12 protein-coding genes are annotated in these 9,383 nt (G+C 67.9%); 8 read left to right on the forward strand and 4 right to left on the reverse strand.

The features are described from left to right. The first annotated feature begins 36 nt into the window (after positions 1–36). Complete coding sequence (locus Q7V15_RS07170; RefSeq protein WP_304754761.1) at positions 37–816, forward strand: SDR family NAD(P)-dependent oxidoreductase; 780 nt, start codon at positions 37–39, stop codon at positions 814–816. A 211-nt stretch (positions 817–1,027) separates the two neighbouring features. Then, positions 1,028–2,005 (forward strand): nitronate monooxygenase family protein, encoded by a 978-nt coding sequence (locus Q7V15_RS07175; protein WP_304754762.1) that lies wholly within the window; start codon positions 1,028–1,030, stop codon positions 2,003–2,005. 8 nt (positions 2,006–2,013) lie between these two features. Here Q7V15_RS07175 and Q7V15_RS07180 read toward each other — a convergent pair whose 3' ends face one another. Next, positions 2,014–2,508 carry a YbjN domain-containing protein gene (locus Q7V15_RS07180; RefSeq protein ID WP_304754763.1) on the reverse strand — a complete coding sequence of 165 codons (495 nt, stop codon included), beginning with the start codon at positions 2,506–2,508 and terminating at the stop codon, positions 2,014–2,016. A gap of 119 nt (positions 2,509–2,627) precedes the next feature. Between Q7V15_RS07180 and Q7V15_RS07185 the strand changes: the two genes are divergently transcribed. Both Q7V15_RS07185 and Q7V15_RS07190 read left to right on the forward strand, forming a co-directional pair. After that, on the forward strand, positions 2,628–3,071 hold the full coding sequence (locus Q7V15_RS07185; RefSeq protein ID WP_304754764.1) for a TIGR02301 family protein: 444 nt from the start codon (positions 2,628–2,630) through the stop codon (positions 3,069–3,071). Positions 3,072–3,350: 279 nt separating this feature from the next. Next, on the forward strand, positions 3,351–4,298 hold the full coding sequence (locus Q7V15_RS07190; RefSeq protein WP_304754765.1) for a calcium/sodium antiporter: 948 nt from the start codon (positions 3,351–3,353) through the stop codon (positions 4,296–4,298). A 56-nt stretch (positions 4,299–4,354) separates the two neighbouring features. On the opposite strand, the gene rnhA is transcribed toward Q7V15_RS07190, so the two are convergent. Beyond that, a complete protein-coding gene (gene rnhA, locus Q7V15_RS07195) occupies positions 4,355–4,828 on the reverse strand; it encodes a ribonuclease HI (protein ID WP_304754766.1) in 474 nt (157 codons plus the stop codon). After that, positions 4,825–5,790, reverse strand: coding sequence for a homoserine kinase (gene thrB, locus Q7V15_RS07200; RefSeq protein ID WP_304754767.1), 966 nt, complete (start codon positions 5,788–5,790; stop codon positions 4,825–4,827). Before thrB ends, rnhA begins: the two co-directional genes overlap by 4 nt. Before the next feature lie 81 nt (positions 5,791–5,871). Between thrB and Q7V15_RS07205 the strand changes: the two genes are divergently transcribed. Both Q7V15_RS07205 and Q7V15_RS07210 read left to right on the forward strand, forming a co-directional pair. After that, positions 5,872–6,099 (forward strand): hypothetical protein, encoded by a 228-nt coding sequence (locus Q7V15_RS07205; protein WP_304754768.1) that lies wholly within the window; start codon positions 5,872–5,874, stop codon positions 6,097–6,099. A gap of 30 nt (positions 6,100–6,129) precedes the next feature. After that, entirely contained in the window at positions 6,130–6,495 is a 366-nt protein-coding gene (locus tag Q7V15_RS07210) for a type II toxin-antitoxin system death-on-curing family toxin (RefSeq protein WP_304754769.1), read from the forward strand. 29 nt (positions 6,496–6,524) lie between these two features. Here the strand turns inward: Q7V15_RS07210 and ispH are convergent, their stop codons facing one another. Beyond that, the gene (gene ispH, locus Q7V15_RS07215; RefSeq protein ID WP_304754770.1) at positions 6,525–7,487 is read right to left on the reverse strand and encodes a 4-hydroxy-3-methylbut-2-enyl diphosphate reductase; all 963 of its coding nucleotides are present in this window, start codon (positions 7,485–7,487) and stop codon (positions 6,525–6,527) included. A gap of 118 nt (positions 7,488–7,605) precedes the next feature. Between ispH and Q7V15_RS07220 the strand changes: the two genes are divergently transcribed. Together Q7V15_RS07220 and argS are read left to right on the forward strand one after the other, a co-directional pair. Next, entirely contained in the window at positions 7,606–8,289 is a 684-nt protein-coding gene (locus Q7V15_RS07220) for a Tat pathway signal sequence domain protein (RefSeq protein WP_304754771.1), read from the forward strand. Further along, positions 8,286–9,383, forward strand: a 1,098-nt coding sequence (gene argS / locus Q7V15_RS07225; RefSeq protein WP_304754772.1) for an arginine--tRNA ligase, incomplete at its 3' end; no start/stop codon positions are given. The genes Q7V15_RS07220 and argS, both read left to right, overlap by 4 nt.

The following is a 9,383-nucleotide window of genomic DNA, read 5'->3' on the forward strand; positions in this document are numbered from 1 at the left end:
CACGCCCAACAAGTGTTTGAAAATGAGGAGGACGCCGTGGCCTATAAACCCTTCGATCTGACCGGCAAGGTCGCCCTGGTCACTGGCGGCAATGGCGGGATCGGCTTTGGCATGGTCGAGGCGATGGCCCAGGCCGGCGCCGACATCGTCATCTGGGGCTCCAATCCCGACAAGAACCGGGCGGCGGAAGAGAAGCTGAAGCCCACCGGCGTGCGGGTGCTGACCCAGGTGGTCAATGTGGCCGACGAGACCGCGGTGGCTGAGGGGATGGAAGCGGCCGTCGCGAAGATGGGCGCGGTCCACACGGTGGTGGCCAATGCCGGCATCGGCGGCGGGGCGAGGTCGTTCTCGGAGTTTCCCACCGAGACCTATCGCAAGGTGCTGTCGGTCAATCTGGACGGGGTCTTCTTCACCTTCCGCGAGGCGTGCAAGCACATGGTCGCCCGGGGCGGCGACGGGCAGGGGGGCTCGCTGGTGGCGATCTCGTCGCTCTCGGCCCTGGACGGGGCGGCGCGCAACCAGGCCTATGCGGCCACCAAGGGCGCGCTCATCCCCATGGTCCGGGCCATCGCCGTGGAGCATGCCCGCTATGGGGTGCGGGCCAATGTGATCCTGCCCGGCTGGGTCGCCACCGACATGACGGCCGCCGCCCAGGACAATGACAAGTTCAACGAGAACGTCATCAAGCGGGTGCCCATGCGCCGCTGGGGCGAGCCGGCCGACTTCGGCGGCATGGCCGTCTATCTGGCCTCGGACGCCTCGCGCTTCCACACCGGCGACTCCTTCCTGATCGACGGCGGCTACGGGGTCTTCTGATTCCGATGCCTCGCGCCGCAGGCGCAACAGTTTTTGACCACGAAGAGCACGAAGAACACGAAGGGATTGAAGGGGCTGTGAGTCCTTCGTGTTCTTCGTGCTCTTCGTGGTTCAAGATTCGGGCTTCGCCCCCTGACGCAGGGTCAGTGTTTGCGGGCGCGGTTGTCGGCGCCATGGTGGGGGGAACGAGAACACCACGGGAGACGACGCCATGACCCTGCACACCCCCCTTTGCGACCTGTTGAAGGTCCAGCATCCGATCATGCAGGCCGGCATGGGCGGGGTGGCCTATGCCGAACTGGTGGCCGCCGTCTGCGAGGCCGGCGGCTATGGGGTGCTGGGCATGGCCGGCCGCTCCCCGGACTTCATCCGCGAGGAGATGCGCAAGGTCCGGAAGCTGACCGACAAGCCCTTCGGCGTCGACCTGCTGGCCGCCTCTCCGGAAAGCCTGACGGCGTCGGTGGAGATCATTATCGAGGAGGGCGCCTCGTCCTTCATCGCCGGCCTCGGCGTGCCCATGCCGATCATGGAGAAGCTGAAGGCCGCCGGCCTCCTGGTGATGGTGGTCTGCGGGGCGGTGAAGCACGCGGTCAAGGCCGAGCAGGCCGGGTGCGACGCGGTGATCTGCCAAGGCGGGGAGGGCGGCGGCCATACGGGGCTCGTGGGGACCCTGCCGCTAGTTTCCCAGGCCGTGGAGGCGGTGAAGATCCCGGTGGTCGCTGCGGGCGGCATTTCCGATGGCCGGGGGCTGGCGGCGGCGCTCGCGCTCGGCGCCCAAGGGGTCTGGATCGGCACCCGGTTCATCGCCTCGACCGAGGCCCATGCCGGCCAAGCCTATCGCGAGGCGGTGGTGGCCGCCCAGGATGTCGATACGGTCCGCACCCGCTGCTATTCGGGCAAGCCCATGCGGGTGATGAGCAACCCCTATGTGGCGGACTGGGAAAGCCGGCCCCAGGATATCCAGCCCTTCCCCATGCAGGCCATGCTGTCAGGCCAGACCGGCGTGATGGGGGGCATCGGCGGCCAGATCGAAGGCCTCGACCCTGACCGGTCCTGTTTCGCCATGGGCCAGTCGGCCGGCGGGGTTCACGACATCAAACCGGCCGCCCAGATCGTCGCCGAGATGGTGGCCGAGGCCGAGGCGGCCATCGACCGGATGGCGAGGCTGAGAGGTCTGGTTCCCGCCTGAGCCTCCGCTCAAGGCGCGGCCAGGAAGCCCGCGGGGTCGTTGGCCAGACCGGCGAAGGCCCCCAGGCACCGCTGCCAGACGGCGACATGGTCGCGCAGGTCGCCTTCGGTCTGGCTGTCGGTCAGCAGAAGGCCGTAACGGATATCGACCTGGTCGCCGCGCAGGATCGTGCGGCACAGGATGTCGCGGCTGTTGAAGGCGTTGAGGTGATCCATGGTCATGGCGCGCTTTTCCACGCTCGCGGTGAAGCCCAGGGCTCGGCAGGCCCGGCCGGCCTCGTCGCAGCCGATGAACTCAGCGCCGAAGATGCCCCCGGGCGTGACCACATTCAGGCGCACCTGGCCGGCCTCGCGGCCCTCCATCTCGCCGCGGGCGCCCATGCCAGCCAGCACGGCGATCAGGGTGCTGGGCTCGCGGGCGGGGGCCTGCGCCTGCGCCGCCCCGGCGCCCAGGGCGATCGCCAGGCCCAGGGCCAGGGCCTTTGCGAAGTGAAGTTGAGCCATGATTTCGTCCCCCGAACCTGTCTTCTGATCCGCTAACAGATGTCCTGGTCTCGCGCGAGCTTTCGCCCCTCAGGCGCGCGCCCGTGACAAGCTGGGCCTCTGCCTCCTAGACTGCGACCATGCGTTCCGCCGCCCTGATCCTTGCTGTGTCGCTCGCGAGCCTGGCCCTGCCTGTCCAGGCTCAGGAACGCACGCCTGCGCAACGCCAGACCCTGGCCGATATCGCCTATGTGCTGGGGGAGAGCCACGCCCTGCGGCAGGTTTGCGAGGGCGCCTATGATCAGTACTGGCGCGATCGGATGATCGGAGTCACCGACGCCGAGGCGCCTGATGAGGCCCTGGACCGCCGGCTGAAGGAAGCCTTCAATGCGGGTTTCGCCAGCCGCCGGGCGGAGTTTCCCGAATGCAACCGGTCCAGCCGGATCGCTGAGGTCGCCGCCGCCCGCCGGGGCCAGGCCCTGGCCTCCAGCCTGGCGGCTGTCCGGTACCGGGTGGACCCGCGGGAGGCTGAAGCCCGCCGGCAGGCCCAGGAGATGGAAGCCGACCTGGCCCTGCGTCCCTAGAGCATGACCCTGCCCATAGCAGCTGCGGCCGCGCCTTCCCTCAGGACGCGACTGACCTTGACACTTCACGGGCGGGCGCCACCTTAGGCGATGCGGACCGGGCCCCTCTGACAGTCATGGTGACTGTGATGTCGGACCGCATCGAGGGTGCTCGATGCCTGGGCTCGGACCGATCCAGCTATTCTGTTCGTTTGATCGTGGTGTCCGCCGACCTGACGGCGCGGGCGCCTGCAGCGCAATGGCGGCGCCTTCGGCCCCCTCTGGAGAGTTCCGATCCCGATGATTGTCACCCTGCTGATCCTTGGCGGTCTTGTGATGCTCGCTGTCGGCGGCGAGTCCCTGGTCCGAGGGGCCGTGGGGGCGGCTCGCATCCTGGGCGTTTCGCCCTTGCTCAGCGGTCTGGTGCTGGTGGGCTTTGGCACCTCGACCCCGGAACTGGTCACCAGCCTGATCGCAGCCATGCGGCACGCCCCGGGCATCGCCGTGGGCAATGTGGTGGGCTCCAACATCGCCAACATTCTGTTGATCCTGGGGGTGACCTCGGTCATCGCGCCGATCTTCATCCGGCCCGTGGTGATCCGCCGGGACATGATCGTCCTGGGCCTGTCCTCGGCGGCGGCTCTGCTGGCGGTGCTGGCGGGCTTCATCGACCGCTGGTTCGGCGGCCTGCTGGTGGCGGTGCTCGTCGTCTATGTGGCGCTGGCCTATCTGCGAGAGCGCCGCCGCATGTCGGTCGAGGCCGCAGCGGCCGACACGCCGCGGTCCAGGGCTGATCTGCGGGTCCTGGGCAAGTTCCTGCTGATGACAGTGGCGGGTATCGCCCTCACCGTCATAGGCGCCCGGCTCCTGGTCAGCGGCGCCATCGATCTGGCTGAAGGCTTCGGCGTGTCCCAGACCATCATCGGCCTGACCATTGTGGCCGTGGGGACCTCCTTGCCGGAACTGATGGCCTGCGTGGTGGCGGCCCTGCGCCGTCATCCGGAGGTGGCGGTGGGCAATGTGATCGGCTCGAACATTTACAACGTGTTCGGCGTGCTGGGGGTGACCGCCATGGTCTATCCCATCCGCATCCCCCCGGAGATCGCCCATCTCGACATCTGGGTGCTGCTGGGCGCCACGGGCCTGCTGGCCCTGTTCCTGCGCACCGGCGGCGGGCTGCAGCGGCTGGAGGGCGCAGCCTTCCTGATCGCCTATATCGCCTATGTGGGCTTCCTGATCGTCGGCTGATCAGATCTCGGAGCGAAACGCGCGCCAACCTTGGCGTTCAGAGCATCATTTCACGATCAGAAGGCTCCGTCTGATCGCACCATGCTCTGGGCGGCCTGGGCCTCCCGCAGACCTTTTCCGGCCAGGGCGTCGGCCCGTTCGTTGAGGACGTGGCCGGCGTGCCCCTTGACCCATCGCCAGTCGACCTGGTGACGCAGGCGGGCCTCGTCCAGCCGCACCCAGAGGTCCGCATTCTTGACCGGCGCCTTGGCGGCGGTCTTCCAGCCGCGCGCCTTCCAGCCGGGCAGCCACTCGGTGATGCCCTTCATCACGTACTGGCTGTCGGTGTGCAGCTCGACGTGGCAGGGACGGTTCAGCGTCTCCAGGGCCTGGATGGCGGCCATCATCTCCATGCGGTTGTTGGTGGTCGCCGGCTCGCCGCCGCAGATCTCCTTTTCCTTGTCCCCAAAGATCAGGATGGCGCCCCAGCCGCCGGGACCCGGATTGCCGCTGCAGGCGCCGTCGGTGAAGACCGTGACCTTGGGCGTCACGAGGGCGCTCCGAACAGCACAAGGTCGGTGGCGCTGCGATGCACCGCCAGCTTGCGCTCATATTCCAGCGGGTCCTTGGGTCGCACCAGGGCGCCAGCCGGCGTCGCCCCCCAGTCGTTCAGCCGGGTCAGGAAGAAGCGCATGGCCGCCCCGTGAGCCAGGATCGGCAGGGCGTCGCGCTCGGCCTTGCTCAGCGGGCGGTGGCGCTCATAGCCGGCGACCATGGCCCGGGCGCTGGTGATGTTGAAACTGCCATCGGCCTCGAAGCACCAGGCGTTCAGCGCCACGGCGAGGTCGTAGGCCAGCGCATCGACGCAGGCGAAATAGAAGTCGATGGCCGCGGCGAACCGCTCGCCCTGGAAGAACACATTGTCCGGGAAATAGTCGGCGTGGATGACGCCCTGGGGCAAGTCCGTCGGCCAATGGGCGGCCAGATGCTCAAGGTCGGCGGCGATGGTGGCGGCCAGGCCGGGCTTCAGGCTCTCGGCCGCGTCCTTCAGGCCCGAAAACAGCGGCGCCCATGCGGCCTGCCCCAGGTCGTTGGCCCGGCCCATGGGGAAGCCGTCTGCGGCCAGGTGCAGCCGGGCCAGGCCCTCGCCGGCCTCCCGGCAATGGGCGGCGCCGGGGCGGCGCACCGAAAGCCCTTGCAGGAAGCCGACAATGGCTGCGGGCTTGCCCCGCACGGTTTGAATGAGCTCGCCGTCGCGGCCCGGCATGGGGGTCGCGCACGGGTAGTCGTGATCAGCCAGCCAACGCATCAGGCCGAGGAAGAAGGGCAGGTCCTCAGGCCTCACCCGGCGCTCATAGATGGTCAGGATGAAGCGGCCGCGATCGGTCTCCAGCAGGAAGTTGGAGTTCTCCACCCCCTCGGCGATGCCCTTGAAGGTCTGCGCCGCCCCCAGGTCATAGCGGGCGAGCAACTCGGCGAGCTCTTCATCGGAGATGTCGGTGTAGACGGCCATGGCGCGGGCATGGGGGAGGCCGCTGGCGCGGTCAAGACGTCCTGTGAACCCTGTGGTAGTTTCGACAGCAGGAGATTGAACATGGTCGCACTCAGGGTCACCAAGGTTGGCGACGACCTCGCTGTCGTCCTCACCGAAGAACTGCGCGACGCCCTTGGCGTCGTTGAGGGCGGGACGCTCTATGCCGAGGTCGGCGAGGCCGGCGAATTCACCCTGGCTGGCCGCGATATGTCGTTCGAGGGCCGTCGCGCACGTGGGCGCCTCCTCATCTCTCGATACAGGAAGACCCTCGACGCACTGGCCAAATAGGCGCTCTCGGTGGAGCCTTTCTGGCTGGATGTGGACCTGATCCTGGCCCTCTATGACGATATCCTGGAGGCGTCAGGCGGTGTGAGAGGCGTGCGTGACGAAGGTCTTCTTGTCTCAGCCCTAAACAGGCCGGTGCACCGGTTTCACTATGAGGGCTGTCGAGACCTGATCGAATTGGCGGCCACCTATGCGACCGCGATCTCTGGCAACCATCCGTTCATCGACGGCAACAAGCGGGTCGCCTTTGTCGCGATGGGCCAGTTCCTCGAGGACAACGGCCTGCGCCTTGTGGCTGACGAGGATGACGCGACTGGCATGATGTTCGCTGTGGCGAGCGGAGCGACAGACCTGGAAACGCTCGTGTCTTGGCTCAGGCGTGAGGTTCAGATCGCCTAGCCTTCCCAGACGGTTCTAGGGGCTGACGATCACGCCTCAGCCTCGCTCAAAACCCGCGGCAGCTTGAAGGTCACGGCGACGCGGGCGGCTTCCTCCATGTCGATGGTCAGGTCGAATCGTTCGGCCAGGCGGTCGATCACGCCCTGGACCAAGTCTTCCGGCGCCGAGGCCCCGGCGGTGACGCCCACGGTGCGGACCCCCTCAAGCCAGGCGAAGTCCAGGGCCTGGGCGTCGTCGATCAGGTGGGCGGGGCAGCCGGCCCGGGCGCCGACCTCGGCCAGGCGCACTGAGTTGGACGAATTGGCCGAGCCGATCACCAGCAGCAGGTCAGCCCGGGTCGAGACGGACTTCACCGCCTCCTGCCGGTTGGTGGTGGCGTAGCAGATGTCTTCCTTGTGGGGGGCGGCCATCAGGGGGAACCGGGCGCGGAGGGCTGCGACGATGCCGGCGGTGTCGTCCACCGACAGGGTCGTCTGGGTGGCGAAGGCCAGATTGGCGGGATCCTTCGGCATGAAGGCCTGGGCGTCCTCCACTGTCTCGATCAGGGTGACCACGCCATCGGGCAGCTGGCCCATGGTGCCGATGACTTCCGGATGGCCGGCATGGCCGATCAGCACGATCTCCTTGCCGGCCTCATAGTGGCGCTGGGCCTCGACATGCACCTTGGAGACCAGGGGGCAGGTGGCGTCCAGATAGAGCATCTGCCGACGGCCGGCCTCGGCCGGCACCGACTTGGGCACCCCGTGGGCCGAGAAGACCACTGGCCGGTCGTCTGGGCATTCGTGCAGTTCCTCGACAAAGACCGCGCCCATGGCCCGCAGCCGGTCGACCACGTGGCGGTTGTGGACGATCTCGTGGCGAACATAGACCGGCGCGCCATACTTCTCGATGGCCCGCTCGACGATCTGGATCGCCCGGTCGACCCCGGCGCAGAACCCACGGGGGGCGGCCAACAGGACAGTGAGGGGCGGGCGGGGGGCGGTCAGCGTCATGGTCGGAAATCTAGGGGGTCTGGTCCCTCACCGCCAGCCGCGTTGCGGCCTCAATCGAGAACCATTAGTACAGTCACCTCATGCGCGGTCTCGCCGCGTCGACAGAGTTGGACTCCCTATGCGCCGTTCCCTGCTATCGGTTCTCGCCCTGGCGCTCGCCGTCACCTCGTTCCCCCTTGAGAGCGCGGCGCAGAACCGCCGCGGCGAGGAGGCCGATGGCCAGTCGCAGGCGTCGGACCGCCGCCGCCGTCAGTCGGAATGGGGCGACCGCCAGGCGCCGCTGCCGCAGCTGCGCAACGCCGGCCCCTGTCCCTTCGCCAAGGTGCTGTATGACGCCGGGCGCTATGTGGAGTTCGAGGGCGGCCGTGAGGCCTCGGCCGCGGTGGGCTATTCCGGCGAAATCCAGGGGATTTCGGCGGGCTGTTCCTATGAGGACGATGAGCCGATCAAGGTGGCCATGGAGGTCCTGTTCGAGCTGGGCCGCGGCCCGACCTCGCAGGGCTCCCAGAAGACCTATCGTTACTGGGTGGCCGTGACCAAGCGCAACGACGCGGTCATCGCCAAGGAGTATTTCGACCTGCCGGTGACCTTCGCGTCCGGCCAGGACCGGACCTATGTGCGTCAGATGATCGAGGGAATCGTCATTCCCCGCGCTCAGCTGACCACCAGCGGCGCAAATTTCGAGATTCTCGTCGGCTTTGACGTGACTCCCGAAATGGCCGAGTTCAACCGCGCCGGTAAGCGGTTCCGTATCGATGTCGGAACCGCCGTCGCCGCCGGGAACGCCCCAGCCAGCCAATGACCGATCTCAAGCGGGGCCTGAGCGAGGCGGTTTCGGCCGCCTTCGCCTCTGCGGGTCTGTCGGCCGAGCTTGGCCGTGTGACCCCGTCCGACCGGCCCGACCTGGCCGACTTCCAGTGCAATGGCGCGCTCGCCGCCGCCAAGCAGGCGAGGCGCGACCCCCGGGAGATCGCCGCCGGCGTCGTGGCTGAACTGGCCAAGGATCCGCGGCTCGCCTCGGTGGAGATCGCCGGCCTCGGCTTCATCAATATGCGGGTCGCCACCCAGGCGCTTTCGGTCCGGGCCAATGAGATCGCCGCCGACCCCCGCCTCGGCGCAGCTGTGGTGGCGGCGCCGCGCAAGATCCTGGTGGACTACGGCGGCCCCAATGTCGCCAAGCCCATGCATGTGGGCCATCTGCGGTCGTCCATCATCGGCGAGGCGATCAAGCGGCTCTACCGGTTCCGGGGCGACGAGGTGGTCGGCGACGCCCATTTCGGCGACTGGGGCTATCAGATGGGCCTGCTGATCGGCGCGGTCTGCGATGAGGACACCTTCGTCGCCAGGCTGGTCGAACAGGTCAACGCCCGGACCACGCCGCTGACCGCCGATGACGAGGCCCAGGCCTTCGCCGCCCTGGACGAGCGGATCAGCCTGGCTGATCTCGACCGGCTCTATCCGCTGGCCGCGGCCAAGGGCAAGGAAGACCCCGACTATCGCGACCGGGCCCGCAAGCTGACCGCAGACCTGCAGGCGCACAACCGGGGCTATCATCTGCTGTGGCGTCACTTCGCCCGGGTGACTCAGGTGGCCCTGGCCCGGGACTTCCACGCCATCGGCGTGGATTTCGACCTCTGGAAGGGGGAGAGCGACGCCGATCCGCTGATCCCGGACATGGTCAAGGACCTGGAGGCCAAGGCCCTGCTGGTCGAGGACCAGGGCGCGCGGATCATCCGGGTGAACCGCCAGGGCGACAAGCGCGAGCTGCCGCCCCTGCTGGTGGTCTCCTCCGAGGGCTCGGCCATGTACGGCACGACCGACCTCGCCACCATTCTAGACCGCAAGCAGAGCTTTGCGCCCCACCACGTCCTCTATGTGGTGGACCAGCGCCAGGCC

Origin of the sequence: Phenylobacterium sp. (assembly GCF_030651755.1) — a bacterium.
Classification (GTDB): Bacteria; Pseudomonadota; Alphaproteobacteria; order Caulobacterales; family Caulobacteraceae; genus Phenylobacterium.

Excerpts from the sequence above, each read along its gene's own strand:
- Q7V15_RS07175 (WP_304754762.1), top strand. The coding sequence starts at position 1,028 with ATGACCCTGCACACCCCCCTTTGCGACCTGTTGAAGGTCCAGCATCCG.
- Q7V15_RS07180 (WP_304754763.1), bottom strand. The coding sequence starts at position 2,508 with ATGGCTCAACTTCACTTCGCAAAGGCCCTGGCCCTGGGCCTGGCGATC.
- Q7V15_RS07185 (WP_304754764.1), top strand. The coding sequence starts at position 2,628 with ATGCGTTCCGCCGCCCTGATCCTTGCTGTGTCGCTCGCGAGCCTGGCC.
- Q7V15_RS07190 (WP_304754765.1), top strand. The coding sequence starts at position 3,351 with ATGATTGTCACCCTGCTGATCCTTGGCGGTCTTGTGATGCTCGCTGTC.
- thrB (WP_304754767.1), bottom strand. The coding sequence starts at position 5,790 with ATGGCCGTCTACACCGACATCTCCGATGAAGAGCTCGCCGAGTTGCTC.
- Q7V15_RS07205 (WP_304754768.1), top strand. The coding sequence starts at position 5,872 with ATGGTCGCACTCAGGGTCACCAAGGTTGGCGACGACCTCGCTGTCGTC.
- ispH (WP_304754770.1), bottom strand. The coding sequence starts at position 7,487 with ATGACGCTGACCGCCCCCCGCCCGCCCCTCACTGTCCTGTTGGCCGCC.
- Q7V15_RS07220 (WP_304754771.1), top strand. The coding sequence starts at position 7,606 with ATGCGCCGTTCCCTGCTATCGGTTCTCGCCCTGGCGCTCGCCGTCACC.